Annotated in this window: 26 protein-coding genes, 1 tRNA gene and 3 pseudogenes; 13 read left to right on the plus strand and 17 right to left on the minus strand. The window is 47.6% G+C overall.

What is annotated here, in order from left to right; genetic code table 11:
- Positions 1–55 precede the first annotated feature (55 nt).
- Positions 56–481: a FosA/FosA2 family fosfomycin resistance glutathione transferase gene (fosA, locus tag M2422_RS11925; RefSeq protein WP_064673159.1), complete on the minus strand. Its 426-nt coding sequence runs from the start codon at positions 479–481 to the stop codon at positions 56–58.
- 199 nt (positions 482–680) lie between these two features.
- Between fosA and trpS the strand changes: the two genes are divergently transcribed.
- Together trpS and M2422_RS11935 are read left to right on the plus strand one after the other, a co-directional pair.
- A complete protein-coding gene (trpS, locus tag M2422_RS11930; protein WP_064673158.1) occupies positions 681–1685 on the plus strand; it encodes a tryptophan--tRNA ligase in 1005 nt (334 codons plus the stop codon).
- A gap of 173 nt (positions 1686–1858) precedes the next feature.
- On the plus strand, positions 1859–2206 hold the full coding sequence (locus M2422_RS11935) for a hypothetical protein (protein WP_047059065.1): 348 nt from the start codon (positions 1859–1861) through the stop codon (positions 2204–2206).
- Between the two features lie 50 nt (positions 2207–2256).
- Here the strand turns inward: M2422_RS11935 and M2422_RS11940 are convergent, their stop codons facing one another.
- The 7 genes from M2422_RS11940 to M2422_RS11970 all read right to left on the minus strand — a co-directional run bounded on the left by M2422_RS11940 (position 2257) and on the right by M2422_RS11970 (position 6186).
- Positions 2257–2754, minus strand: coding sequence for a type VI secretion system tube protein Hcp (locus tag M2422_RS11940; protein WP_023315311.1), 498 nt, complete (start codon positions 2752–2754; stop codon positions 2257–2259).
- 18 nt (positions 2755–2772) lie between these two features.
- Positions 2773–3105 carry a DUF1493 family protein gene (locus tag M2422_RS11945; RefSeq protein WP_064673157.1) on the minus strand — a complete coding sequence of 111 codons (333 nt, stop codon included), beginning with the start codon at positions 3103–3105 and terminating at the stop codon, positions 2773–2775.
- Positions 3099–3557, minus strand: coding sequence for an STM2901 family protein (locus tag M2422_RS11950; RefSeq protein ID WP_064673156.1), 459 nt, complete (start codon positions 3555–3557; stop codon positions 3099–3101). Before M2422_RS11950 ends, M2422_RS11945 begins: the two co-directional genes overlap by 7 nt.
- A 216-nt stretch (positions 3558–3773) precedes the next feature.
- Positions 3774–4241, minus strand: coding sequence for a SymE family type I addiction module toxin (locus tag M2422_RS11955; RefSeq protein WP_074399176.1), 468 nt, complete (start codon positions 4239–4241; stop codon positions 3774–3776).
- A 443-nt stretch (positions 4242–4684) separates the two neighbouring features.
- On the minus strand, positions 4685–5170 hold the full coding sequence (locus M2422_RS11960; RefSeq protein ID WP_064673155.1) for an Hcp family type VI secretion system effector: 486 nt from the start codon (positions 5168–5170) through the stop codon (positions 4685–4687).
- Between the two features lies 1 nt (position 5171).
- Complete coding sequence (locus M2422_RS11965) at positions 5172–5690, minus strand: hypothetical protein (RefSeq protein ID WP_064673154.1); 519 nt, start codon at positions 5688–5690, stop codon at positions 5172–5174.
- Positions 5671–6186 (minus strand): DUF2778 domain-containing protein, encoded by a 516-nt coding sequence (locus tag M2422_RS11970; protein WP_071788967.1) that lies wholly within the window; start codon positions 6184–6186, stop codon positions 5671–5673. The genes M2422_RS11965 and M2422_RS11970 overlap by 20 nt, the downstream gene beginning before the upstream one ends.
- A 638-nt stretch (positions 6187–6824) precedes the next feature.
- On the opposite strand from M2422_RS11970, the gene M2422_RS11975 reads away from it, so the two are divergent.
- The 3 genes from M2422_RS11975 (at position 6825) to M2422_RS11985 (ending at position 9930) form a co-directional block, all read left to right on the plus strand.
- Complete coding sequence (locus tag M2422_RS11975) at positions 6825–7838, plus strand: HNH endonuclease domain-containing protein (RefSeq protein WP_064673153.1); 1014 nt, start codon at positions 6825–6827, stop codon at positions 7836–7838.
- Positions 7838–8422: a bifunctional 2-polyprenyl-6-hydroxyphenol methylase/3-demethylubiquinol 3-O-methyltransferase UbiG gene (locus M2422_RS11980; RefSeq protein ID WP_064673152.1), complete on the plus strand. Its 585-nt coding sequence runs from the start codon at positions 7838–7840 to the stop codon at positions 8420–8422. The genes M2422_RS11975 and M2422_RS11980 overlap by 1 nt, the downstream gene beginning before the upstream one ends.
- 308 nt (positions 8423–8730) lie before the next feature.
- Positions 8731–9930: a type II restriction endonuclease gene (locus M2422_RS11985; RefSeq protein ID WP_064673151.1), complete on the plus strand. Its 1200-nt coding sequence runs from the start codon at positions 8731–8733 to the stop codon at positions 9928–9930.
- Between the two features lie 50 nt (positions 9931–9980).
- Here M2422_RS11985 and M2422_RS11990 read toward each other — a convergent pair whose 3' ends face one another.
- The 3 genes and pseudogenes from M2422_RS11990 to M2422_RS11995 all read right to left on the minus strand — a co-directional run bounded on the left by M2422_RS11990 (position 9981) and on the right by M2422_RS11995 (position 13082).
- On the minus strand, positions 9981–11405 hold the full coding sequence (locus M2422_RS11990) for a DNA cytosine methyltransferase (protein WP_248202741.1): 1425 nt from the start codon (positions 11403–11405) through the stop codon (positions 9981–9983).
- 283 nt (positions 11406–11688) lie between these two features.
- A pseudogene (locus M2422_RS23885) lies at positions 11689–11920 on the minus strand (hypothetical protein); the annotation flags it as partial.
- Between the two features lie 211 nt (positions 11921–12131).
- Positions 12132–13082 (minus strand): HNH endonuclease, encoded by a 951-nt coding sequence (locus M2422_RS11995; RefSeq protein ID WP_064673149.1) that lies wholly within the window; start codon positions 13080–13082, stop codon positions 12132–12134.
- Positions 13083–13500: 418 nt separating this feature from the next.
- Here M2422_RS11995 and M2422_RS12000 point away from each other — a divergent pair, with 418 nt between their 5' ends.
- From M2422_RS12000 to M2422_RS12010, 3 genes and pseudogenes are all read left to right on the plus strand, one after another.
- A complete protein-coding gene (locus M2422_RS12000; protein WP_259140853.1) occupies positions 13501–13629 on the plus strand; it encodes a hypothetical protein in 129 nt (42 codons plus the stop codon).
- A 28-nt stretch (positions 13630–13657) separates the two neighbouring features.
- Positions 13658–14210, plus strand: a pseudogene (locus M2422_RS12005) (phage polarity suppression protein).
- A 352-nt stretch (positions 14211–14562) separates the two neighbouring features.
- Positions 14563–16968, plus strand: a complete 2406-nt coding sequence (locus tag M2422_RS12010) for an SIR2 family protein (protein ID WP_064673148.1) — start codon at positions 14563–14565, stop codon at positions 16966–16968.
- A 39-nt stretch (positions 16969–17007) separates the two neighbouring features.
- On the opposite strand, the pseudogene M2422_RS12015 reads toward M2422_RS12010, so the two are convergent.
- The 5 genes and pseudogenes from M2422_RS12015 to rraB all read right to left on the minus strand — a co-directional run bounded on the left by M2422_RS12015 (position 17008) and on the right by rraB (position 20395).
- Positions 17008–18013: pseudogene (locus tag M2422_RS12015) on the minus strand (tyrosine-type recombinase/integrase).
- Positions 18014–18220: 207 nt separating this feature from the next.
- Positions 18221–18305 (minus strand) — tRNA-Leu (locus M2422_RS12020).
- A 106-nt stretch (positions 18306–18411) separates the two neighbouring features.
- Positions 18412–19134, minus strand: coding sequence for a topoisomerase II (locus M2422_RS12025; RefSeq protein WP_259140856.1), 723 nt, complete (start codon positions 19132–19134; stop codon positions 18412–18414).
- A gap of 30 nt (positions 19135–19164) precedes the next feature.
- Entirely contained in the window at positions 19165–19923 is a 759-nt protein-coding gene (miaE, locus tag M2422_RS12030; RefSeq protein ID WP_064673146.1) for a tRNA isopentenyl-2-thiomethyl-A-37 hydroxylase MiaE, read from the minus strand.
- A gap of 46 nt (positions 19924–19969) precedes the next feature.
- Positions 19970–20395 (minus strand): ribonuclease E inhibitor RraB, encoded by a 426-nt coding sequence (gene rraB, locus M2422_RS12035; protein ID WP_029739283.1) that lies wholly within the window; start codon positions 20393–20395, stop codon positions 19970–19972.
- Between the two features lie 99 nt (positions 20396–20494).
- Between rraB and argL the strand changes: the two genes are divergently transcribed.
- The 4 genes from argL (at position 20495) to M2422_RS12055 (ending at position 22645) form a co-directional block, all read left to right on the plus strand.
- Positions 20495–20590 carry a putative translational regulatory protein ArgL gene (gene argL / locus M2422_RS12040; RefSeq protein ID WP_211180486.1) on the plus strand — a complete coding sequence of 32 codons (96 nt, stop codon included), beginning with the start codon at positions 20495–20497 and terminating at the stop codon, positions 20588–20590.
- The gene (gene argF / locus M2422_RS12045) at positions 20560–21564 is read left to right on the plus strand and encodes an ornithine carbamoyltransferase (RefSeq protein ID WP_047059078.1); all 1005 of its coding nucleotides are present in this window, start codon (positions 20560–20562) and stop codon (positions 21562–21564) included. The genes argL and argF overlap by 31 nt, the downstream gene beginning before the upstream one ends.
- Positions 21565–21828: 264 nt before the next feature.
- Positions 21829–22191, plus strand: coding sequence for a hypothetical protein (locus M2422_RS12050; protein WP_064673145.1), 363 nt, complete (start codon positions 21829–21831; stop codon positions 22189–22191).
- A gap of 1 nt (position 22192) precedes the next feature.
- Positions 22193–22645 carry a DUF3828 domain-containing protein gene (locus tag M2422_RS12055; RefSeq protein WP_047059081.1) on the plus strand — a complete coding sequence of 151 codons (453 nt, stop codon included), beginning with the start codon at positions 22193–22195 and terminating at the stop codon, positions 22643–22645.
- A 180-nt stretch (positions 22646–22825) separates the two neighbouring features.
- On the opposite strand, the gene M2422_RS12060 is transcribed toward M2422_RS12055, so the two are convergent.
- On the minus strand, positions 22826–23278 hold the full coding sequence (locus tag M2422_RS12060) for a YhcH/YjgK/YiaL family protein (protein WP_064673144.1): 453 nt from the start codon (positions 23276–23278) through the stop codon (positions 22826–22828).
- A 675-nt stretch (positions 23279–23953) separates the two neighbouring features.
- Here M2422_RS12060 and arcA point away from each other — a divergent pair.
- The gene (gene arcA / locus M2422_RS12065; RefSeq protein WP_064673143.1) at positions 23954–25174 is read left to right on the plus strand and encodes an arginine deiminase; all 1221 of its coding nucleotides are present in this window, start codon (positions 23954–23956) and stop codon (positions 25172–25174) included.
- The last annotated feature ends 3 nt before the right edge of the window (positions 25175–25177 follow it).

Consider the following 25177-nt stretch of genomic DNA (forward strand, 5'->3'; position numbering starts at 1 on the left):
GCGGCACGTAGCCAGTGATCGCTGAGACAGGACCTGCAGGCTGAAGGTGCGCGCCTCAAGCCTCGTCTGAGGTAAACACCATGCCCGCGTAGGGCTTCTCCCGACACGCCGCCATCCGCGCGGCGAGGCTGCCCACGTGCAGCTCCAGCTTGTGCCCGTCCGGGTCGAGAAAATAGAACGACGCCCCCTCGCTTTTGTTCTGCTTCCAGACGGTGACGCCCGCCTGCTCAAGCCTTTGCGAGAGCGGTTCAAAATCTTCTTCCACCACGGTAAACCCGTAGTGGGTGTAGTCGCTCTCCTGCGGCGGCACGTACTGGCGCGCCTCGTCGTACGACAGGCAGACCCACAGATCGCCGCAGGTGAGATAGGCCCCGGTATTCCAGCGGGCGTGCAGCGTCAGCCCCAGCAGCTCGTGCCAGAAGGTGACGCTTTTTTGCAGGTCGCTGACCGCGAGGGTCAGATGGTTGAGAGATTGCAGCATGACGTGCCCTTTTGTTTTTCTCGCCGGACGTGATACGGTAAAAGCATGAACATAAACCACGCCGTGCTCACCGTAAACCGCTGGTGGCTGCCTTCTTAAAGGCGGCTCGGAGTAGTTTTCCCCATTTTCAGATAGCCGCCGAAAGGCGGCTTTCACACATCTAAGACCCCTTTCGGCAACTGCCCATTAAGGAGTCTTTATGAACGCACCCACCATCCTCACCGGCGATCGCCCAACCGGCCCGCTGCATCTCGGCCACTATGTAGGATCGCTGCGCCAGCGCGTGGCGCTGCAGCAGACGCACAGCCAGTTTGTGCTGATTGCCGACCTGCAGGGGCTGACCGACAACGGCAGCAACCCGCAGAAGATCCGCGACAACATCCCCGAAGTGCTGGCCGACTACCTCGCCGCCGGCATCGACCCGAACCTGACCACGATCTGCCTGCAGTCCGCCCTGCCCGCCCTCGCCGAGCTGACGATGCTGTATATGAACATCGTGACCGTCGCCCGCGTGGAGCGTAACCCGACGGTGAAGAACGAGATTGCGCAGAAGGGTTTCGCCCGCTCGCTGCCGGTCGGGTTTATGGCCTACCCCATCAGCCAGGCGGCGGACATCACCGCGTTCAAGGCCGAGTGCGTGCCCGTCGGCGACGACCAGCTGCCGATGATTGAGCAGACCAACGAGATTGTGCACAAGATGAACAGCCTGCTGCCCGCCCCGGTGCTGCGCCACTGTAAGGCGATGCTGAGCGACACCAGCCGCCTGCCCGGCATCGACGGCAGCGCCAAGATGTCGAAATCGCTCGGCAACACGCTGCACCTTTCGGCCAGCGAAGAGACCATTCATCGTGCGGTCAGCGCCATGTACACCGACCCGAACCACCTGAAGGTGAGCGACCCGGGGCAGATTGAGGGGAACGTGGTGTTTACGTATCTCGACGCGTTTCATCCGGACAGGGAGAAAGTGGCAGCGATGAAGGCGCATTATCGGGCGGGCGGGCTGGGTGACCGGGCGTGTAAGAACGAGCTGGAGGCGTGCCTGCAGGAGCTGATTGCGCCGATGCGGGAGCGGAGGGCGATGTATATGCAGGATAAGGGGGAACTGATGGCGATGCTGAAGCGCGGGACGGAACGGGCGCAGGGGGTGACGCAGGGGACGTTGAGGGAGGTGAAGGTTGGGCTGGGGGTGCCGGTGTTTAGTTAAAGTCGATTTAGCGGTGGAATGCGGGGGATTGGCATGAAGCCGCTAACTTGATTATTGCGTAAATAAGCGAGGAGCAAAAATTCTTAAATGCATTATTAGCCATTGTCGTTTGTCATTCTGTTAAGAGCGCTATTGTCATAGACTCTTATTTTTTAACCGTCTCGGAAAATGCTATGGGCAAGTTTATTATTTACATGCTGAATATATTATTCTGTGGTTATGTACTGGCTACATGCCTCATTTCTTTGGTTAGTTTTGATAACTGGGAGGACCGTATAATCGCAATAACAATAATCTTAGGAAGTGCACAACTTATTGCGACATTACTTAATCGGGCACTGCCTCATAAGTTACATGTTTTAGGGGGGATAGCTGAACTGATAGAAGGTCCGCTATTAGTTATTGGCGCAATTGTGTGTCTGGATGTGTTTGAACCCTGGCCTATGAAGATTATTGGAATTTTTGCGTGGGTTATTTTTATGATGTTTCTGCCATCATTTACGAAAAGGAATAAAGAATGATATTCTCTGCCCGCACAAACGAAACGCTGGCGGGCAAGTTCAAGATAGCATCAAGCAGCGGAACCCGATGTTGGACGTTCGTTCCACGCGTCGTGCGCTAACAAGTTACCGTCCTTGTACAAATGGGTAATCTTCTCATAATTAAACGCCACTTCCTCCATATGCCCCGTCCCCGGACAGCCTCGGGTGTCGTACATTACTGGACTCACAGAAATGACCTTAACATTCTCGAGCGTGATTCGGTAATACTCCTCCTCTTGCCCGGAATAGTTAATATGGTAAAACCTGAATTCTGCCGTTTTAAGGGTCTGACCCGTTGCTGCCGCTTTGAACAGATAGGGCGAAGAGCTATCCAATTCCTTGGTAAACTGAAACGGCGAATGTTGACGAGTGCCAGTGACCTTTCCCGTTGCCGAGTCGGTTGGCAGGCTGAGGTTATGTTGTAATCCTCTTAGCTCAATACTTCCTTCCCTTTGTGCAACGTCACAAGAACCACAAATCATTGTGCCGCCGTCATTGGTTAAAAAGAGATGTACAGGTACGGCCATTCTATTGCTCCTTGCGTTTTAGTCGTATAACCATTTGCCCGCTTTTGCGGATTCGATAAGCATTCCAATAGTGAAATCTGGAACCATCACCACCGGGCTTTTTTTGAATGGATTCCATGAAAAAGGCTCATCAGGGTAGTAGGTGTTTATGTTAAAATTCCCTCTATCAACATCAAATTCTTTAAAAAATTCTTCCATTAAATCTTCTGCTTCAGTGACATCAAGCTGCATGTCAGTATCCAAATCAGTTTTTGCATTCAGTAATTTCTGCTTCGCTTCGTTATTCATCAGATAAACGCCGTTATAGCGTCTGGCTAAGGCGTAGATGCGCTGCTCAATATCCTCTACCATAGTTTGTCGCTGCCCCGTGCGATTCGATTATAATCACGTATTGCAGCATAGGTGATTAGTGATACATCAGCGACTAATATCAATATGCCTATTAACGGTATTGTCCTGCCAACAAACGCACTAACTTTCGATACCATTCGACACTTTACTGTCCACGGAGTGTACCCACCAACCCAGGTAGGCAGCTTAATGCCATAAGGAAATTTCGCCTGTTTGAAATAGTTCCTCATGGCTTTCGAGGCTCGGGACGTTCCTTCCGTAGCTCCTGCGGGTTTCTTTCTAGTCGTTTGATTATTAGCACCACTGTATAACGCAGCAATTCCTGCCACATCGTCAATACCAAAATGATCGGCAATTGACTCACAGTAAATCATAAAGAAAAGTCCTGCCGCGGTAAGATTGGTTCTGCCAGCATAAAAATACGTTCCATTTAGTTCTTCTGTTGTGTCCATAGTTCATTCCATTGAGTTGCTCCAGGAAGAATCATAAATGTTGGACAATAATTAAATTGAGATCTCCAACATACTTCTGAAAAGCCTCCTTATATAACCACAATGATAAAAATACAGCCATACCATTCAGATCAATAATATTATTGAAAAAACAAATTACCCCTTCTACTAATTTAAACACCCTCGATTCAGGATCAAGGGTGTTTAAATACGTTATTATTTTGCCTGCCCTATAGTGCGCTTAACTACCGGGATATCTCCAGTATCATTCAGCGCTCCCGGAAACGTCTTCAACCACTGCGCGACTTTCTGCTTATTTATATTCACCACGCTCATACCTTCCAGGCATCCCCATAATTCTCTTGTATGCTGTGGCGTAATCACGATGCAGTCTTTCATGGCGCGGATTTTTACCGGCATGCCGTTGATAAAGCCTGCGCGGGTTAACCACTCGCCGCCCAGCAGAAGGTATTTCATGTCTATGCGTGCATACAGTTCGCAGCAGGCAGCACTGTCCTGCGGCGTTTCTGCGCGGGGATGAACGGGCGCTGTATCGGGCTGGTTGCCGTGCAGACGGCGGGCGCTGTTTTTGCGTACCAGCTCGCGGTTTTCAATCATGCCGGTGAAAGCGTCTGATTCTGTTTTGCAAACAGTAAACTCTGGCTTAAAATTCGTCGCAGCCATTTTCAACTCCATCTTAGTTGTTGGTGGTTAGCGGTATGGGGGTGTTGCAGCACCTTCATATCGCGAATTTCTCGTTAAATTCTCGTTGATATTTCCTTTTGCCGTTCGGCGTAATTTCTGGTGACCATTATACAGGGCTGAATATAAATACAGCGGTTTGGTGTGAGGGATATTTGGAATTTGCGAGGGGGGTTCAGGAAAAGGGTGGAGTCAGGGAAATTACGCAGCGAGGACTATCAGAATATAAGGTGAGCGCCCGCATGGACCTCAGAGCAACCATTCGCCATTCTTCGGGCTGGCAATGAGTCGTTTTATTATCAAGTTCGGTGACCGACTGAGCGATCACCTTTAATACGATGGCAGTTACACAGAATTAAGGACAGACTCCTTTGCGAGAATAAGCGTTAATAAAGAGGAGGCACTCAATGCCTCCTTTCTATTTGTTACGCTCTTACGTTCCAATCGTCCGTATACTGGACATTACCATCAACATAACGCCAGGTGATTTTGTCATACATCAGGGAAACAGATTCCATGTGGTTGATCTGCGAGTTTCCTGCCATTTTAGCGTTTGGCATCCCTGGATTAATGCCCGTCACTTTCACGCCCTCAATGGTCATGACGAAGTAGCACTCTTCTTGTCCTGCATGGTTAATGCGATACCAGCGAATTTCCGCACTTTTCAACGTTTGACCGGTGGCAACGGCTTTGTATAGATACGGGCTGGAGCTATCAAACTCCTTTTCAATCATCATCTGAGAATGTGAACGCTTACCAGTAATCTTCCCGTTGGCACTGTCTACTGGAATGTTCAGACCATGACTAAAGCCAACAATCTCTATACTCCCCTCACGATCCTGAACGTCTACAGCTCCTTTAATATCTGCGCCGCCATCGTCCTTAAGCCACATGTAAGCCGGAATAGGCATTTTACAAACTCCTTTTAGTTGTGATTTTCTTCGTGATGAACCAGTAGCAAACAATCGTTAAGAGCAACTGAAAGCCCACAATCGCCGCCAATGTGAAATTTGAATACATTTGATCCGGGAATAAAGACTGATAAGGCAGCAAGCGAAACAACGCCCAAAACAGGAAGGTAAACCCGAAGATTTTAGCTAACCGTCGCAATGTGGAACTGAACCACTCTCTGGGGATGCCAGCTGGACTAACTTTTTGTGTCGCGCCACTGTACGCCGTGGTAATGGCGCTCATGACAGGTACGCTGATTAATGTATTGATTAAGATGCTAAAATAGCCGTCTAACGATTCCCAAACTTCTAAATCAGGTTCACCCAAAATGAAGCGGGTAAACTTGTCGGCGGTCTGGAAATCGAAAAGCCCCGTAATAGAATTAACTAATCCATCATACGGAACCATTTCAGCAACGATCAGCACAACAACAGCGAACAGCACTATCTTGATGAATAAACTAAGGGCATGTTTTGCCATTGGAGATCACCTCAATCGTGCCGTATGCCTGTAGCTTCCTCATGCAAGGAACATCTATTCTCTGGCTTCTCAACAGAGCATTACGCAACATGGCAAAATCAGAATCATGTGGGAGAGTGATACAACCTTCTGATAGTACGCCTGGATGCAAACGAAAATTGCCACGCTTAACGCTCTCAATCCATGTGTAGTCGTCGATCCCCCAATCATCACGCCATAATGCGAACCATTCAGAATGTTTGAATGTTGCACCATTGGCGAAGTGATTATAAATGTCTCTTCCCACTGTGTTTAGCTGTGACTTGAGTCCACCTTGAGGGCGGTCAACAATCCAGTATTTACCCGCTGGTACTGGCCCCTCTTTGGGGATCATTCCACATGCCCCACGATTACGGTAAGCACCATTACCAGAGAAAGCTAAAAACGTGCCTATACCAGGAAACGATAACGGGGAGTAGTACGCATCATTAATTACGAACTTTCCATGTAGAGCCATAGATAACCCTTTTATCTATAATGATTTGTTGGCTTATCGTACTCCTACGCAATTGGACATAAGAAGGTTTTCTTCCGAGAGACCTCTGATTTTCAGACAATAGCCCGTTGGTGGTAAGACAACGTGTAAGGCCGTTAGGCGGTAACATCAGAGGTGTGTCAGGAAGCTAGGTTTATCATGTTGACCATGTACCCTCAGGGGCGAGACCGAACCGCTGGCAGAGTGACCTGCTCCCTGATGTTAGTAATGTCTTCATAAGCCACATGAGGACATCCCCATGAAAAGGCGTTTTTCCGACTGGCGTAATTACTGCTGCCTATTATACAGAACTGAATATAAATACAGCGGTTTTGCGACAGGTAAAATTGGGAAATACAAGGGGGATTCAGGGAATGGGTTTGGGGGATACTGGTAAATCGCTGGCTTGAAAATCAGTCTTATTTTCCTCATCCAGAAATCTATTCATTCGCTAAATTGCCTTAGACGACAAATTCATCGCATCCAGCCCTTCTTCTCAGATCCCACAAAAATTCATCAAACCTATAGATTAACGATTTACATCACCCTGATTTTGTTATGTGATCCTGTTACAGGCTTCAGTAACGCCCTGCCCAGCCAACCGTAACAGGACTTCATCGATGGAATTTTATCAGGCCGATCCGACGCTTGAGAACTACTGGCGTGGTGTGATCCTCTTTGGAAGGAACGTCGCATCTTACAAATTTGCGCTGGCGTCAGCATTGTATGAAGTGGATAAATCGGGCAGCGATTTGATAACGCTCGACCAGCTTGCCGTACCGTTCAGCCGCAATCTTTGCGAACACCTGAAGCATGCGCCAAAACAGATCACCTCCCGCAGCAGTCAATTTCTTGATACCTGCCTGAAGTTCAACAGAGGTGAAATCACCCACGCTCAGCTCATTGAAGCGACGGTGCGCCTTGGCTTTAACAACGTGATTGATGCCTTTCATTACGTGAACCAGGGCGAGATCGATAAACGTTTTTTCCTCGATGAGCGCAAAACTAATAACGGCATCCGTCTGACGGACAACTTCTTTAAACTGGGCGAACGCCTGCAGTATAAAAACCTCGCCTTTGAAACCAATGCCCGCTGGAACCTGGTGGAACAGGCCTGGTCGATGGGGATTTCGCGTAACCTTGTGGGCGTGGAGTTCGACGAAGATAATCAGCTGTTGTTCACGAGGGTGAACGCGCATCGCGTAGACATCACCAGCTGTCGCGACAGCCTGAATGGTTACCAGAAAGGGCGGTGTTTTTACTGCTTCAAACCCATCAGCCTGGTACCGGGAGACGCAGCTCTGGCGGACGTCGACCACTTTATTCCCTGGGCTGCCCGTAAAGAAGTGAGCAATATTAACGGCGTATGGAACTTAGTGCTGGCCTGTCGGTGCTGTAACCGTGGCGTCGAAGGCAAGTCCGCACGCATTCCCGACCTCAGCCTCCTGCAGCGGTTACACACCCGCAATGAGTATTTTATTCAAAGCAAACTGCCGTTACATGAGACGATTGTTCAACAGACAGGGCAACGTCCTGAAGCACGGAAAAGCTTTCTTCAGCGCAACTGGCAGGCCGCGCTGGACAAACTTATCCATACCTGGAAACCCTACGCGGAAGGCGAGGCAACATTTTAATGACTCTTCACTACTATCAGAACCACGCACAGGATTTCTTCGATGGCACGGTCAATGTCGATATGACCCCGCTTTACGAGGCCTTTACCCAACACCTGCCTCACGGTGCCCGGGTTCTGGATGCGGGCTGCGGTTCAGGCCGGGACGCAAAAGCCTTTCATGAGATGGGTTATCAGGTGGATGCTTTTGATGCCTCTTCCGCGATGGTGGAACTGGCAAAGCAACATACCGGGTTACCCGTGCAGCTGATGACATTTTCAGAGATCGACGGTAAAGCGCAGTACGATGGGATCTGGTGCTGTGCCTCTTTGCTGCATGTCCTCTCTTCTGAGCTGCTTGCGGTGATGCAGAAGCTTGCGGATGCGCTTAAACCTGGCGGCGTCTGGTATGTGTCCTTTAAGTACGGCAACGGTGAACGGGTACAGGGTGAACGACGGTTTACGGACCTGGATGAAGAGGGGCTGCGGGAGTTGCTGAGAGCGGTTCCGGGAATGGAGATAACTTCACTGTGGGCGACTCAGGATAACCGCCCAGACAGGGATGAGACATGGCTGAATGGGATACTACGAAAAAGCGCCGCTTGATGATCAGGCGGTGCTAGTCGACAGGGAGTAGGTTAACTCAGTAATTCATCACTTTAGTCAGCTCAACACACAATTAGTTAGTCTGTGATCGCATGACCTGCGAACCACTGAGCTTGAAAAGCTCTTAGCCCAGATATCAGAAACGGTCAGAAATGGATTATACGGTTTTCCGGAATCTGAGCTAAATCCGGGAGAATGAATAAAATAACAACATCAAATAAAACGGCATAGTGAGTATTCACTAAAGCAGAGCTGTGGCAGGATAACCGTTTAAAAATCAGCGATATTTTTACAGCGAGGAAGTGATGATGTCGGGGCTACATTCATGGCTGTTAGATAAATCAACCAGTGACACCTATATGTTCATCAAGCGTTTGTCAGCCAACGACACCGGCGCGACGGGCGGACATCAGGTTGGTATTTACATACCCTCTGGCATTGTTGGACATCTTTTCCCTTCAATTAATCATACAAGGGATCCTAACCCGTCCGTAAGGCTGAATGCGCATACCTCCTCGCACAGCTGCCCGGACAGCGAGGCTAGGGCCATTTATTACAATGGTCGTTTCTTTGGTAAGACACGAAATGAAAAGCGTATCACTCGATGGGGGGGAGGAAAGAATCCTCTGCAAGACCCGGAGAATACGGGAGCGCTGGCATTATTGGCGTTTGATCACCATCAGGGATCTGATAGCCAATTTGTTGATATTTGGGTATGTCATGACGCAGAAGAAGAAGATGTCGTTGAGTCATCGCTCGGAGAAATTGTTCCTGGATCGTTGGTCTATGGCCCCGCAAATGAGATTCTGGGCGGCCTGGCCTTAAAAGAACCAGTTTCCAATGGGTATCGTCTTCCTGAGGAGTGGAGAACAAATTTCCCTTCAGGTAAGGAAATTATCCAGTATGCAGCAGCTCACTATTCCCCAAATGTCGTAGGTCCGGATAAGCAACTGATTGAACGTCGTCGTGTTGAGTATGAAATTTTCCTACTGGTGGAGGAAATGCATGTGCTGGGCATAGTTCAGTCTGGGTTTGGTTCCGTTAATGAATTTATTGCACTGGCGAATTCCGTGAGCAACAGACGAAAATCACGAGCCGGTAAATCACTTGAGCTGCATCTTGAACAACTTTTTAATGAGCATGGGCTGAAAACTTTTGAGACTCAGGCCGTTACAGAAGGAAATAAGAAGCCAGATTTTTTATTCCCCTCTGCGCAAGCTTATCACGATGAGACGTTCCCTGAGCAGAAGCTTCGCATGTTGGCAGTAAAAACGACCTGTAAAGATCGCTGGCGGCAAATATTAAATGAAGCAGATAGAATTCAGGACATTTACCTTTTTACCCTTCAGGAAGGTGTTTCCGTTGCTCAATTTCAGGAGATGCAGCAGGAAAGAGTCAGGTTGGTTGTACCCATTAGTCTTCATGATAAGTACCCGAAAGCTATCCGGAAATATCTTATTTCTTTAGATACATTTATCAATGAAACTAAATCATTGTATGTCGATTAAATAATTTTATACTGTTATCCCCCGGATAAATTCCGGGGGATCTGTTTATATTATTTATTTGTCGCCTTGTTTGCTGCGGCTTTAATAATATAAGGTTGAAGCAGTTTCGCCACGGCTTCAAAAACGGGAACGACCACTGAATTCCCAAACTGGCGATAGGCCTGGGTATCGGAAACGGGGATCCGGAATGGCTTGCCTCCGGGTTGCTCAAAACCCATCAATCTGGCGCATTCATGAGGCGTCAGTCTTCTTGGTCTTTGTTCCTGATTCACTGGATTTGAGAAATCGATTTCGCCGAGTTCTTTATTCCATCCTCTGTCGATGAGAATTTCAGATCCATCTTTATGGTAACGAGCGGATAATGTTCTCGCAATGCTATTTTCATTATTCGGATCAACCAGACCAAAACCGAACCCATTACCTTTGGCAGCATGCTTTTTAGCATAGTTATAGAGATACTCCCATAACTTAGGGCTCAGGATATATTTACTGTCAACCGCAGGGTCCAGAAGCTGACCAAATGTTGGTCTTTTCTCAGGGTAGAATTTATGAATATCTTTTAAAGTGAATCCCTGATGGATATTGAGGTCACGGCGGAATCCGACCAGAACAATACGCTCACGATGTTGTGGCAGGAAATTTTTACCATCAATAATTTTAGGATCATCTTTCCCTGTAATATTGGCATCAGCGACTTCATAGCCTAATTCATCAAGGGTATCCATAATAACTTTAAACGTTTTGCCTTTGTCATGGCTCTTAAGGTTTTTCACGTTTTCCAGAACAAAAATGGCTGGTTGCTTAGCCTTGATTATGCGGGCAACATCGAAAAACAGAGTGCCCTGCGCTTCACATTCGAATCCATGTGCACGTCCGAGAGAGTTTTTCTTACTTACACCCGCCAGACTGAATGGCTGGCAGGGAAAACCGGCCAGCAGGACGTCATGATCCGGGATGTGTTGATCGATATGGGCGTAGGCTTTCTCTTCTGAGATGCCTTCTTCCCCGCTTAGCGTGACTTCGCGGATATCCAGATTGAATGTGTGTGCGTCTTCATCGTTGTACCAGTTTGCTTTGTAGGTACGTACCGCTTCTTTATTCCATTCGCTGGTAAAAACGCATTGCCCGCCGATGGCCTCGAATCCTTTACGTATACCACCAATACCGGCAAACAGATCAATAAAGCGGAAATCATAGTCAGGATGATGAGCGGGTTGCTCCGGCAGCATTTTCCGTAACAGCGCTTCTTCTGCCATGGTGAGCGATTTTGGCTCACACTTGCCATTTATCCAGCGGTTAAGAGTTTCGCGACTCCACTCGTTTTTACCTATTTTTCTTAGCAGTTCTGCGACATACTTCTGGTCGTAAATTTCAAGTACCCGATCAATCAGCTTCCTGTCGCGCTCTTGTTGTTGTTTTTCTTCAGCTTCTGCTTTTTCGAGCAGTTCCTGAGCAAATAAATCGAATTCAGACATAACGCCTCCTAGGGGTTTATGGGTGAAAATATATCACTCATTTGACCCAGATGAAACGATTTATTCTGGATATTTGATCAGTATATGGATTCAACAGAGAGTAGTAATTATGAGATTTAGCTAATGATGTTTCCAAGTGGTATACATGCAGCATGCGTAGTGAATATCACAGTATAGCGCATAATAAATGATACAAAAATCAATTAGTTAAGCTTTAAAACCCGGTGGCTTCATCCAACTTTCCCTAAACAAATACCGGTAAGAGGCTTATAAAATCGCTGTCCTAAACCTGACGCTTCTCAAGGCTATTATAAATAGAGTCAATCTCGCCCTTCAGCTCATCATCGCTCTAAACCATCGATGGATCGTACCGTTCATTTCGTCATTCACTTGGCGCACTAAACCAGTTGAGCGACCCCACGCACAGCAAACCATATCACCAATAACAATTTTGTATAAACACGATCGACTAGTTTTGTAACAATACCAAGGGCATTCGGTTTCTCGAACGCAGCCATTGCTTGTACCATAATGCTGATGTTTCTACCTACCGCCTTATGGTTTGGATGACGGCCTAGATGGCTGCAGGGAGTTATAAACGGTGATTATAAGTTATTAACATCCCCTGTTGTATTGTGAGTTTTTTATCGAAAGGAACTGCTATAAACTTACCTCAAGTTTTGTCCAAAACATTCTAATATATGAACCATTCTAGAAATTCTTTACTCATTTATTTTTATCCATAAATATCTCCCATCTTTCTTCTATTGCCTCTTGTGATAGCACGTGGGAAAGACTAAGAATACTACCTTCATAAACCAAATACTCACTGCCTTTAAGCTTTTTATTAATATGAACTGTGAAGCTCTTAGGCTCAATAGCTATTAAATCAAGATCAAAAAGTGTATGTATATCAGCCCTAAGTAAAATACCGTTACTTATATGGTTATGAGAGTTATTTCTATATGGATAGATATGGGCGGCTTCAAGAATATCTACAACCGCACATTTAGTTATAGCGCAATGATTATTCTTTTTGAGAAGTTTTTCCCTAAACGAACGTTGTCCTCGTCTTTGTTTAATAGAACGATTAACTACTTCTCTTAGATCTTCCTTGTTGAATAGGGCTTCAGGTTCACTCGCCTCTAAGCTTTCTAAATTATCGATATAAAGATTATTTCCTTCCCATAGATTTTTTGCCCATTCTAACTTTACTTCCTGGATAGATAGTTGTTTGTTATGGTTTATTATTTTACCCTCCAGCTCAAGATAATTCATTTTTAGTATTTTAAAGCTATTAGAATAGAATGCCGTAGATTTTATTACAGGTATGTTTTTTTTTAATGGTTTTTCGAATTCATGGCCATTACTACATCTCCATTCGGGTTTCTTGCTAGTTCTGGTTCTTATTTTTTCTGCATTACAGTTTTTTATTGGACATTGATTTATTTCTTTTTGAGAATCTTCCTTTATAAGAGAGGTTATTTCCGCCACACCAATTACTTGCTTCCTATTATATATTACAACAATATCCCCAGATTCAACTTGCTTATGATTAGCAACCAAATTATCATAAGAATACGATTCAGATGGATTATCATCATAACCATCATTACCACGATAAACTTGTTCTTTTTTACTTATTGTTTTAAAAGCCCAAGCTCTTTTATTTTTCATGCTCATTTCCAAGTTAAAAATTTCACATTCTCGCCCAATTATAACAAATTAACTTATATAAAAAAATTAATTCCTCATTCACAATATAGATTTCATCACATCATTTTACGCTTTAGCGTAGAAATTGATACATTCGCCCACTCTCAGAACAGAAATTACATAAACAAGCTAACGGGATGAAATGTTTTTTTCTATGCTAACTAATTCTTAGCTGATTGTTGACCTGACCTTATTCTACACTGCCATGAACAGTCTGCGGAGACTATTATCATGCGTAAAAACTCACCATTTCTGTTACTGGCTTTACTCACAATGCCGCAGGCCTTGGCCACTCCAAAATCCACTCAGCTCGCCCTCGCGAGGAAACAACACGACGACGTGAGATCGTTATGGAACACGCCCGGATCACTATCAGTGCATGAGCATCAAGTGTTCGGCGACCTTCCGCACGCTTGAATCCATCGACGGGGTTATTCGTTCACCGGCGATAGAGCCGGTCATCCCTGTCCCCGCACCGGCGGCCACCGTTAACCGTGCCGGTGCCTAAGCACCCTCAGTCAGAGGGAGAAACTTACGTGACCACACTGACACTACAGGAAGCCTTTGCGGCCTGTCAGGCAAATAAATCCGCCTGGCTGCAACGCAGGGAAGAACTGACGCAGGCCGAACAGGCATACCGCGAACAGCTTGTCGACAGCGGCCGGAGCCTGCAAACGCTGCGCGAAATTATAGATATGAAAAAAAATGGGAAATCAATCAGCCTGCCGATCGCTATATTCGCTCGCATAAAGAAGTGCAGCGCATCAGCATCCGCGACCGATTAAATGATTTTATGCGGGCGCACGGCGCGGAGCTGACCGCCGCAAATGCCCCTGAACTGATGAATTATTCCGGGCAACATCCCGCCGTTCAGCGCTACGCCATGCAGCACTGACTCGATTATCTGTGCGAGGCGCTACAGCTCTAGCTGGTCGCCGGTGAAAAAATTAATTATTCGGCGCAGGATAATGACATTTTAACGGCCATCGGATTCAGGCCAGACGCGGCTTCTCGGGATGATAATCGTGAAAATTCACGCCCGTACAGAACCTGAATTACCCCCGCCGTCGTGCAGAACTGGTCGTTTAGTACCCGCTTAAAAATCCCCGAAATCCCGCCATTTTTACATATCAAAGCCATGCATGCTTAAGGTGCATGATTTTGCATGCGTTTTACTGACACTGAATCCCCCGCCAGCGCCAGCACTAGCGCGCCCTGAGGCCGTTCATGTACCTGCATTAAAAGCGCCTCCTTAAGGGGGCAGGCGGGGCGGGGAGAGCATTGCGCGCCAGAGCTTAGATTAGTGTAACGTGATCTATATCAAGGTTCAGAAACATATATCACTATTAGAGGAATAAATAGTCTATTTGCGTCAAAAATAGATTTAAGATTGTAAGAAATATAAAATCGCCAATATAAGCCAAAACCAAATGGATTTAATATGCCTATAGACATTAAACAATTAGTACATGACATAACGCCTGAAAAAACCGTTTTATTTTTTGGTGCGGGTTCATCAATTCCATCTAGAGCACCTAGCGTGGAAGGAATAATTAGAAAGCTGGCCACTAGATTTAAAGAAGATGCAAATGGATATACCCTTAGAGAGTTCACAAGCATACTGGAAACTAAATATACCAGATATGAGATGATCACCGAATTAAGAAAGATGTTTGAAGATGTTAAACCTACTGGTGGAATACTCAATACTCCACTATATGACTGGAAGTCGATATACACCACAAACTATGATGAGTTAATTGAACAGAGTTATAATTCCTCTCAAAAAAGAATAAGACCCATTTCATCCAACTTTGACTTTTCAAGTGCCGGTGGGGCGGACACTTTAAAATACTTCAAATTACACGGCACGATAGATAAGGATATAGTTGACGGCATTCAGTCTAGGATAATAATTAGTGACGGAGATTACGATCAAACTGTAGAATACAGGGAAAAACTCTGGGATAGATTTAAAAATGATATTAGTGACTCTCATTTAATAATAATAGGTCATTCTCTAGCAGATGCTCACATTAAAGAACTTATTGAAAAAACAGCCAACATAAATGCAATTTCCGGGATTGGTAAAGTTTCATTATTTCTTTATAGCCGTGATGATAACAGGGCTATGCTTTATGAGAAGAGAGGATTTAAAGTTTGCTTCGGAGGCATTGATGACTTTTTTGCGGAGTTAGCAGCTGCTAAACCTCAGGTTGGACCACAAAGAAACGATCAAGATTACTTTTACAATACTATTCAGCTAAGAGCCACCACTCAAGATGTTAACCATTTAATGGCTGGAGAAGGTGATGCGATTGCAATGTTCAATGGATGGCCAGCGCTTTATTCAGATATTAAATCAGGATTGACGTTTGAGCGCGATATTATAGGGTTGAGTGACCAACTTATATCCTCGCAAGATATTACCTCTCTCATAATACTTGGAGCTAGTGGTGTTGGAAAAACAACCGCAGCTAGACAAATGCTAGTTAGATGCGTTGATAAAGGGATCATTTGCTGGGAGCATAAAAATGATTTTAATTTAGAAGCTCTTGCCTGGCTAGACGTAAGTAAAGAGCTTGTAAAAAATGATAAAATAGGTATTTTGTTTATAGATGAAGCTCATTCTCAATTAAACGCAATTAACGAATTAATTGATAGATTACGTTCTGATAACATTTCTAATTTGAAGATAATTTGTGCCTCATCGAAGAACCTTTGGAATCCTCGCATCAAAACGCCTAATATATACAAACATGGTAAAGATGTTAGCCTGTCTCAACTATCTAGTGAAGAGATAGATCGACTCTTATTCCTGATAGAAAACAATACAACAATGAGAGGATTAACTGAGGAGAATTTTAGTGGTTTCTCCAGGCCAGAAAGAAAAAGGCGCTTAGCCGTTAGATGTGAGTCTGATATGTTTGTTTGCTTGAAAAATATATTTGCCTCTGAAAAATTTGATGACATTATTTTACGAGAATATGCACATTTATCATCGGAACTTCAAGAGATATATAAAATTGTAGCCGCAATGGAAAGTGCAGGAGTAAGGGTTCATAGACAGTTGATCATCAGACTGCTAAGCATCCCTAGCGATGCTATTCAGGCAATCTTAGTTAATCTCTCAGAGATTATAAACGAATATACCGTCAGTGAACGAGAGGGTATTTATGGCTGGAGAGGGCGGCATTCAGTAATAGTAGACATAATTGCAAAATACAAGTACTCGGACACTTCAGATATAATATCATTATTTGACAAAGTCATTGATTGTATTTCACCAACATATGATATAGAAATCCGCACAATTAGAGAGCTTTGTAACATAGAAAATGGCTTACAGAGGATTTCAGACAAAACAGCGCAAAACAGGCTGTTACGTAAAATGATATCAATAGCGCCTGGAGAAAGATTGCCTAGACATCGACTAATTAGAAATATGATTGATTTGGGTGAGTTTGATAAAGCTGAAACAGAAATTAGAATTTTTGACAAAGATTTCAGATCTGACAGTGCAATTATGCGATACAAAGTTTCTCTTCTGACGGCAAGAGCAGTTAATACCCCAGGAATAATGACTGAAGATCGGATTACAATCTTAAGGGAAGCAGAGAAAGTAGCCATGATTGCTTTGCAGCGCTATCCTGATCATAAATATATCTTAAGTTCTTATTGTTCTCTTGGGCTCGAACTTTATAGAAAATCAAAAGATATAACTGTATTTGATGATGCTATAACAAGGCTAAAACAAGCTGAAGAGAGAACATCAGACCCAGAAATCAGTAAATTAATATTAAAATTTGAAAGAATTATTACTGGTCAATTAGGAAGTGAAGAATAAATATAGCCCCCTCTCACAAATGAGAGGGGGCTATGTAAATTATTTATTATTTTCAAAATCATAAGGTGTTACATGTAAGTCGCGATTTACATCTAAATAATCAGCCCACCATTGCACCATTAAACGGCGTTCATCCAAATGCTCAGAAGTATGTATGTAAGCCGCACGCACATTGTTACGCTCTGTGTGGCTCAATTGTCGTTCAATCGCATCATCGCTCCATAACCCTGACTCACACAACGCACCACGCGCCATCGTCCTAAACCCATGCCCGCACACCCGGTTTTAGTGTCATATCCCATCGCACGCAATGCACTGTTTACCGTATTTTCACTCATAACCTTAGTTGCGTCATGGTCACCCGGAAAAAGTAACTCTTTATCGCCACTAATCTGCTTAAGCTGCTCTAACAAAATCATCGCCTGCCGACTAAGCGGAACGATATGCAGTAAGACGTGCAAGAAATTCAGGAAAGCGGCTGGAGGGTAAAGCGGGGTAATGTCGAGCTTTGGTTGTTGATAACGCACCTGCCATATCACTAGCCGGGTTAGAATCGATGTAATCGTTCTGGACGGCATACCGCATAATGGCCTTGACGCGCTGTTGCAGGCGCTGAGCGACATCGTGTTTTCCACTGGCATCAACTTTTTTAATCTGGGCTAACAGGTGGCTGGTTTTAAGCTGCCGAATGTCGGACGAACCGATATGAGGGAAGATATAAAGCTCAAGATAGCGAAGAACGCGCGATCGATGGTCTTCACTCCAGCACTTGTTATTGGCATGCCATTCACGAGCAATGGTTTCAAAAGTATATGCCCCTGAATTCTCGGCCTGAGCTTGTTTCTGTTCGGTTTTTGGAGCAATGCCCTGCGCTAACAGCTTTTTAGCTTCATCGCGCTTTGCTCTTGCCTGAGCCAGCGTCACAGAAGGCCACACCAAAAGCGAGGCGATCCTCTTTTTTGTCGGAGGGGCGTCTGTATTTCATGTGCCAGTATTTAGAACCCTTGGCCGAAACCTCGAGATACAAACCGCCGCCATCGGCCATTTTATAGGTTTTGTCTTTTGGCTTTGCGGTCTCGACCTGTCTGCGTTGAGCTTCATCTGAGGGCTCATTTCTTATCGAAGTTAAGATGCCCCCAATTATATCCGGATTTCAACGGACTACCACGGACAACTCAGGACGTAAAAATCGCTGCAAGCGTTGATTTTAAAGGGTTTAATGGACTTTCTCGGATGATCTTGGAAGTACTAATGGTGCCGAAGGCCGGACTCGAACCGGCACGTATTTCTACGGTTGATTTTGAATCAACTGCGTCTACCGATTTCGCCACTTCGGCACTGAAGGGGATGCGGAAACGTTGTGGATTATACCTGTCGCGCGCCGCCATGCAAGCGACGACGCGCTAAACCTACGCTAAGTGCCCAAAAAACCAGCGCCCTTTGTCACTCCAGCTCAGACACCGCCAGACGAATCACCCCCGCCGCCTTCTGCTCCGGCAGCGCCAGCACCTTCGCCCACATCTCCTGCACCATATCGCAGGAGAGCTTCTCCTTGCCCGCCGCCTTCTCCGGCATCTGCAGCAGCTGGATTTCCTCGCCGTACTTATCGGCAAGTTGCTTCATAATCGGCCGCACGTCCTCAACAGCCGCCTCGCGTTCGACTTGGGTCACGGTGTGGCGGTTTTTGCCGTAGGCCGCGCGCATCATGTCGGCGTCGGCCTGCATGCGCCGCGCCATCAGGTCTTTATCCAGCATGCGCATCGGGTTCACGCCGCCCTTCACCGTCGGGTAGAGGAAGCGGAAGCAGGCGTCGTCGCTCACCTTCTGGATGGCGGCGGTTTGCTCCATGTTGATGGTCATGTAGTTCACCACGTTGGCGTCCGGGGCGTTTTGCAGTCGCGACATCTGCAGATGCAGGATCTGCGGCTGGATGGTGTCGATAATCTGCTGCTCCGGCTCGCCCGCTTTTTGCAGGGCGGCCATCTGGTCGAGGATGCGCTGATGCAGCGCGGGCTCCTGCTCCTTAATCACCTGCCAGGCGGGCATCGCGTTAAGGGCGGAATCCATCTGCCGTTCCGGAGCGCGCTGCCTGTCGAAGAACACCCAGAACGCCACGGCGGCGGCCACCACAACAACCATCACGGTACGGGTCCACGTTTTATTCATCTCGCATCCTTATCCTTGAGTTGTGCCGGTTTACACCGGCACGCCGCTGTGGAAGCGAAACTCGTTGTCCGGTGTCGAGATAAGTGTGGCTTCAATTTCGCCAAAAAGCTGTATGCGCGGTGAGATATCGTCGTCGCTCACCTGCTGGGCCAGCGTCAGGTAGTCCTGATAATGGCGCGCTTCCGAGCGCAGCAGCGAGAGATAGAACTTCTGCAGGTCATCATCGAGGAACGGAGCCAGCGCGGCGAAGCGTTCGCAGGAGCGGGCTTCGATGTAGGCGCCGCAGATGAGCTTGTCGATCAGCGTCAGCGGTTCGTGGGTGCGCACGTCCTTCAGCATCCCTTTGGCGTAGCGGCTGGCGGTGATTTTGACGTACGGAATGTTGCGGGCCAGCATCGCCTCGCGCACCTGCCAGAAGTGGTGCAGCTCCTCTTTAATCAGCAGCACCATGCTGTCGATAAGCGACTGGCCCCACGGGTCATCGGTTTTGGGCATCACGCTTTTGCCAATCTGCCTGTGCAGGGCGACGAAGTCCGGCTCCGGGCCGTCGCGGAAGGTGAACTGTTCGTAGGGTTTGAGCCAGTCGAGCAGCGCGTCGGCACCGCTTTCGTCGGCGACGTATTTACGCACCAGCAGCAGCGCGGTCTGGGCGGCCTTGAGCTCGCACACCATGTGGTCGGTGAGCAGCAGCGGCAGGTTCGCCGGGTCGCGGGCTTTATCAATCCATGCTTGCGGGGTCGGGCACTGGAGGAAGTTGAGAACGGGGGCGAGTATCTGCGGGTAATCCATGGTTCTGCCTTGAAAAAGCGGTGGCTCGCGCCACCGCCTGAAACGCTTAGTGACGCACGCCGTCGTCGTCTTCGTCGACGTAATCTTCGTCGTCGCCTTCTTCGCCGTCTTCACCGTTCGGATCTTCGAAGTAGGTTCCCCAACCGTCGTATTCCACTTCAAACTTCTCGGCCAGGTTCATCAGCTGTTCTACCTGCGCGTCAATAAGCTCTGCCTTCAGCGCGCCTTCGCTCAGGATGTCGCAGCAGATGACGGTGTCGCCCTCTTCCACTTCCAGCTCTTCCGGCTCGGTCACTTCGTAACCCAGCTTGAAGGCTTCCACGGCCAGCTTTTCCAGCGCGTCGAAATCATCCGCAGAGAAATGGTGCTCGATGGTGTACAGCGCGTCCGGATCGCTACCGTCTTCCAGCAGTTCTTCAATAATCAGACGCGTCTCTTCGCGTTGCTCTTCCAGGTGTTCCGGGTTTGCCATGGCTCAATCCTCTTTAAAGTGCGGCAGATACTTCTATTTTCACACACGGACGGGTTTGCCTCCACCTTTGTAAGAAAGAATTGTGAAACGGGGTTGCAAATGAATAATTACACATATAAAGTGAATTTTAATTCAATAAGTGGCGTTCGCCATGCGAGGATAAAATGTCCGATTTATACAAAAAACACTTTCTGAAACTGCTCGACTTTACCCCTGCACAGTTCACCTCTCTGCTGACCCTTGCCGCACAGCTCAAAGCCGATAAAAAAAATGGCAAGGAAGTACAGAAGCTTACCGGTAAAAACATCGCGCTCATCTTCGAAAAAGACTCGACCCGTACACGTTGCTCTTTCGAAGTTGCCGCATTTGACCAGGGCGCGCGCGTCACGTATTTAGGGCCGAGCGGCAGCCAGATTGGGCATAAAGAGTCAATTAAGGACACCGCGCGGGTTCTCGGGCGGATGTACGACGGCATTCAGTATCGCGGCCACGGCCAGGAAGTGGTCGAAACGCTGGCGCAGTACGCGGGCGTGCCGGTGTGGAACGGGCTGACCAACGAGTTCCACCCGACGCAGCTGCTGGCGGACCTGCTGACCATGCAGGAGCACCTGCCTGGCAAGGCGTTTAACGAGATGACGCTGGTCTACGCGGGCGACGCGCGCAACAACATGGGCAACTCGATGCTGGAAGCAGCGGCGCTGACCGGGCTGGATCTGCGCCTGGTGGCCCCGAAAGCCTGCTGGCCGGAAGAGAGCCTGGTGGCGGAGTGCAGCGCGCTGGCGGAGAAGCACGGCGGGAAGATTGTCCTGACGGAAGACGTGGCGGCAGGCGTGAAGGGCGCGGACTTTATCTATACCGACGTCTGGGTGTCGATGGGCGAAGCCAAAGAGAAGTGGGCGGAGCGGATTGCGCTGCTGCGCGGGTATCAGGTGAATGCGCAGATGATGGCGCTGACCGGCAACCCGAACGTGAAGTTCCTGCACTGTCTGCCGGCGTTCCATGACGACCAGACCACGCTCGGCAAGCAGATGGCGAAAGAGTTCGACCTGCACGGCGGGATGGAAGTGACGGACGAGGTGTTTGAGTCGGCGGCGAGCATCGTGTTCGACCAGGCGGAAAACCGGATGCATACGATTAAGGCGGTGATGGTGGCGACGCTTGGGGAGTGAGCCTCTCTCTTACCTTGAGATGGTGATTATCTGCTGAATTATTTTTCAGCAGATAATCATTTCCAGTTTACGAGCAAAAAAATCATTTTACTGACGCATCCTCAGATAAGCATCAACCATAATATGTATTTATAATTTTATTAACCATTATTTATTAGATTGATGATGGTTAATATTAGATCATTATCAATTACAAACCATTGTAAATATCCGGTGTAATGTTTCCTTATTACTACGTTTCGTTAATAAAATAAGGATTATTTTATGTCATGGAATAAGCATGAAGCTGTGTCATATGCCCGCAGCCACGCACATCATAACAGTACGGGTTACTGCGCTCGCGCCGTCGCTGCAGCTATTCGTGCCGGAGGTTTGAAAATTGATGGTGCTGATGCAAAAAACTTCTGGCGCTCTCTTGAGAAGGCAGGATTCAGCAAGGTGTACGGCACACCCATTGAGGGTGATGTCGCAGTAATTGACGCATTACCAGGTGCGCATCAGAATGGGCATGCATGTATCTACGACGGATCGGGCACCTGGTATTCAGATTTTAAACAGAACAGCCTTTATCCCGGCCAGACATATCGGAATATACAGCCAAAAATCATCCTTTACAGGCACTACTGATATGAAAAATATCTTACAGCTTCTCTTCATATTTTCTTTCTCTGTAATGGCTGGCCACTCTGACCCGATTGAGCGTGCTGTAAAATTTAACAGCTGGTACGTTAATCAAATCAACAAAGATGCATTTCCCATTACTGATGGAAACGAAATAGATAAATATGTCACAGCATCAACAATGAAAAAACTCCGTCATACGCAGGATCCGCGTTATGCCGACGAAGAGTTTTACGAAGCCGATATGTTTTTAAAAGCGCAATACGTTGGCGATGACTGGCCCCAGAATGTAACAGCCATAGCCGGGGATACCGATCCAGTTTGTGTCAACGTATACATTGCATTTGGCAAAAAGCAGGAGCACGTAGTCATAGACTGCATGGTTAAAGAAAACAACTTATGGAAGGTACAGTCAGTTTCTAATGCGGATTTTTCAAGAAATCTGGCTATCTCTAAATGAGCCAAACAAAGTTCTTATCACTCTAGTGGTTCAGTGCGCCTTTCTTGCCGGGTGGCGCTGCGCTTACCCGGCCTACTTTGTGCAACGATATCAATAATCGTAGGCCCGGTAAGCGCAGCGCCACCGGGCAAATCAAGCACCGATACGGCCCTCTCCCTGTGGGAAAGGGAGTAAACTCGTTTAGCCGATCAGCATCTTCACCACAACCTTGCGCACCTGCGCAGGCGCGCCCACCGCGCACAGCGGCTTGTGCACTTCACCCGGCCAGAACACCACAAAATCCCCTTCGCTCAGCACCACGGTTTTCTCCTGCTCGCCTTCCGGCAGGAACGCGATGTCTTTGTCCGCCAGCCAGTCGGTGTCCGGCGTACCGTGCGGCAGGGTGCTGAACGTCATTCCTTCCTGCCCCTTCATCACGATCTGGATATCCAGATAGCGCGCGTGGTACTCGGCGCGGCGCTCGGCGAACGGCTGGGTCATATCTTCCGAGACCAGATAAAACAGGCTGCTGCCGTTGATGTCGTGCTTGCCGAGCGGCGTAGCGTCGGTGACGTGGGCTTTAACGTGCTCAATGGCCTGGCGCAGCGCGTCAGGCAGCCAGGGCTGCAGATGGTGGATGTTGCCGATAATCATGTGAAATCCCTCTACGTAAAACAACGTTTCATTTTTATCTTTTATACGAGAGTTAAGACTGCCATACCAGCCCTTTTTCGAAGAGGTTTGCGCGAGCGCATGTTTATCGGGAAAGGTGTTAACCCACTGTTAATCCTGTCCAGGCAATTATGCAGGGGTTATGCATAACCTCGATCAGCGCTTATCGTCCGACTCTTCTAACCTCTTGATCCTGCTCTCTAATTAACAAAACCCGTTGCCGTCTCACACTTTACTGTTTTGATAATTTGCTCTAAAAAGCCATAATTATTTATTGATTTTTCTTAAGTCAAAAATAGTTAATTACGTTAATTGCATAGCCATTCTTGCTCATGATATTTTTCATTTAAAATCAGTCACATAACGATATATTTCAAAGAATTAAAATCTACAAAATAATAACAACCTCAAATAATGCCAGCGGATCCTGCTTAGCTATTCACCCCTCAATAATATGAAATCAATCATTATCTGATGCGAATCATGCAAATGAAAACAAACTCCTTAATATCCGGTTTCGCGTGAGCAATATCACAATACGGATTATTTAACTGCCTAGTATGAATCACGAAATCAATTGAGCTTAGCCGCCATGAAATTAAACACATCACATGGCGCATGCCCTTTTTATTCTGAAAAACAGTTAAAGGAATAATTATGGAAAAGCATTACGTCGGTTCTGAAATTGGTCAATTGCGTAGCGTTATGCTGCATCGTCCTAATTTAAGTCTGAAACGTTTAACGCCATCAAACTGTCAGGAGCTGCTTTTCGATGACGTGCTCTCGGTTGAGCGGGCGGGTGAGGAGCATGACATCTTCGCCAACACGCTGCGCGAGCAGGGTGTGGAAGTCCTGCTGTTGACCGACCTTCTGACACAAACCCTTGATATTGCAGAAGCGAAAGCCTGGCTGTTGGATACCCAAATCTCTGACTATCGCCTCGGCCCGACCTTTGCCGGCGACGTCCGCGGCTGGCTGGCGGATATGCCGCACCGCGAACTGGCGCGCAGATTAAGCGGCGGATTAACCTACGGCGAAATTCCGGCGGCCATTAAAAATATGGTGGTGGATACCCACACGGCGAATGATTTTATTATGAAGCCGCTGCCGAACCATTTATTTACCCGCGACACCTCGTGCTGGATTTATAACGGCGTCTCTATTAACCCAATGGCGAAACCGGCCCGTCAGCGTGAAACCAATAACCTGCGGGCAATATATCGCTGGCACCCGGCGTTTGCCGACGGCGATTTTATTAAGTATTTCGGCGACGAGAATATTAATTACGACCACGCCACGCTAGAAGGCGGCGACGTACTGGTGATTGGCCGCGGGGCGGTATTAATCGGCATGTCCGAGCGCACGACGCCGCAGGGCGTGGAGTTCCTCTCCAACAGCCTGTTCAAACACCGTCAGGCCGAGCGCGTGATCGCCGTTGAGCTGCCAAAACACCGCTCCTGCATGCACCTCGACACCGTCATGACCCACATCGACGTGGACACCTTCTCCGTCTACCCGGAAGTGGTGCGCAAGGATGCCCAGTGCTGGACGCTCACCCCGGACGGACGCGGCGGCCTGCTGCGCACTCAGGAAACAGACCTGCTGCACGCCATCGAGAAAGCGCTCGGCATTAACCAGGTGCGCCTGATCACCACCGGCGGCGACGCCTTTGAAGCCGAACGCGAGCAGTGGAACGACGCCAACAACGTGCTGACCATTCGTCCGGGCGTGGTGATCGGCTACGAGCGCAACGTCTGGACCAACGAGAAGTACGACAAAGCGGGCATCACCGTGCTGCCTATCCCGGGAGACGAACTCGGACGCGGCCGCGGCGGCGCGCGCTGCATGAGTTGCCCGCTGGAACGCGACGGAATTTAAAGG

Source organism: Enterobacter sp. SLBN-59, from assembly GCF_024807915.1.
GTDB classification, from domain to species: Bacteria; Pseudomonadota; Gammaproteobacteria; order Enterobacterales; family Enterobacteriaceae; genus Enterobacter; species Enterobacter asburiae_B.

Bases quoted from the DNA above. Each gene is read 5' to 3' on its own strand.
- fosA (WP_064673159.1), bottom strand. From the start codon at position 481: ATGCTGCAATCTCTCAACCATCTGACCCTCGCGGTCAGCGACCTGCAA.
- trpS (WP_064673158.1), top strand. From the start codon at position 681: ATGAACGCACCCACCATCCTCACCGGCGATCGCCCAACCGGCCCGCTG.
- M2422_RS11935 (WP_047059065.1), top strand. From the start codon at position 1,859: ATGGGCAAGTTTATTATTTACATGCTGAATATATTATTCTGTGGTTAT.
- M2422_RS11940 (WP_023315311.1), bottom strand. From the start codon at position 2,754: ATGGCCGTACCTGTACATCTCTTTTTAACCAATGACGGCGGCACAATG.
- M2422_RS11945 (WP_064673157.1), bottom strand. From the start codon at position 3,105: ATGGTAGAGGATATTGAGCAGCGCATCTACGCCTTAGCCAGACGCTAT.
- M2422_RS11950 (WP_064673156.1), bottom strand. From the start codon at position 3,557: ATGGACACAACAGAAGAACTAAATGGAACGTATTTTTATGCTGGCAGA.
- M2422_RS11955 (WP_074399176.1), bottom strand. From the start codon at position 4,241: ATGGCTGCGACGAATTTTAAGCCAGAGTTTACTGTTTGCAAAACAGAA.
- M2422_RS11960 (WP_064673155.1), bottom strand. From the start codon at position 5,170: ATGCCTATTCCGGCTTACATGTGGCTTAAGGACGATGGCGGCGCAGAT.
- M2422_RS11965 (WP_064673154.1), bottom strand. From the start codon at position 5,690: ATGGCAAAACATGCCCTTAGTTTATTCATCAAGATAGTGCTGTTCGCT.
- M2422_RS11970 (WP_071788967.1), bottom strand. From the start codon at position 6,186: ATGGCTCTACATGGAAAGTTCGTAATTAATGATGCGTACTACTCCCCG.
- M2422_RS11975 (WP_064673153.1), top strand. From the start codon at position 6,825: ATGGAATTTTATCAGGCCGATCCGACGCTTGAGAACTACTGGCGTGGT.
- M2422_RS11980 (WP_064673152.1), top strand. From the start codon at position 7,838: ATGACTCTTCACTACTATCAGAACCACGCACAGGATTTCTTCGATGGC.
- M2422_RS11985 (WP_064673151.1), top strand. From the start codon at position 8,731: ATGTCGGGGCTACATTCATGGCTGTTAGATAAATCAACCAGTGACACC.
- M2422_RS11990 (WP_248202741.1), bottom strand. From the start codon at position 11,405: ATGTCTGAATTCGATTTATTTGCTCAGGAACTGCTCGAAAAAGCAGAA.
- M2422_RS11995 (WP_064673149.1), bottom strand. From the start codon at position 13,082: ATGAAAAATAAAAGAGCTTGGGCTTTTAAAACAATAAGTAAAAAAGAA.
- M2422_RS12000 (WP_259140853.1), top strand. From the start codon at position 13,501: ATGAGCATCAAGTGTTCGGCGACCTTCCGCACGCTTGAATCCATCGAC.
- M2422_RS12010 (WP_064673148.1), top strand. From the start codon at position 14,563: ATGCCTATAGACATTAAACAATTAGTACATGACATAACGCCTGAAAAA.
- M2422_RS12025 (WP_259140856.1), bottom strand. From the start codon at position 19,134: ATGAATAAAACGTGGACCCGTACCGTGATGGTTGTTGTGGTGGCCGCC.
- miaE (WP_064673146.1), bottom strand. From the start codon at position 19,923: ATGGATTACCCGCAGATACTCGCCCCCGTTCTCAACTTCCTCCAGTGC.
- rraB (WP_029739283.1), bottom strand. From the start codon at position 20,395: ATGGCAAACCCGGAACACCTGGAAGAGCAACGCGAAGAGACGCGTCTG.
- argL (WP_211180486.1), top strand. From the start codon at position 20,495: ATGAATAATTACACATATAAAGTGAATTTTAATTCAATAAGTGGCGTT.
- argF (WP_047059078.1), top strand. From the start codon at position 20,560: ATGTCCGATTTATACAAAAAACACTTTCTGAAACTGCTCGACTTTACC.
- M2422_RS12050 (WP_064673145.1), top strand. From the start codon at position 21,829: ATGTCATGGAATAAGCATGAAGCTGTGTCATATGCCCGCAGCCACGCA.
- M2422_RS12055 (WP_047059081.1), top strand. From the start codon at position 22,193: ATGAAAAATATCTTACAGCTTCTCTTCATATTTTCTTTCTCTGTAATG.
- M2422_RS12060 (WP_064673144.1), bottom strand. From the start codon at position 23,278: ATGATTATCGGCAACATCCACCATCTGCAGCCCTGGCTGCCTGACGCG.
- arcA (WP_064673143.1), top strand. From the start codon at position 23,954: ATGGAAAAGCATTACGTCGGTTCTGAAATTGGTCAATTGCGTAGCGTT.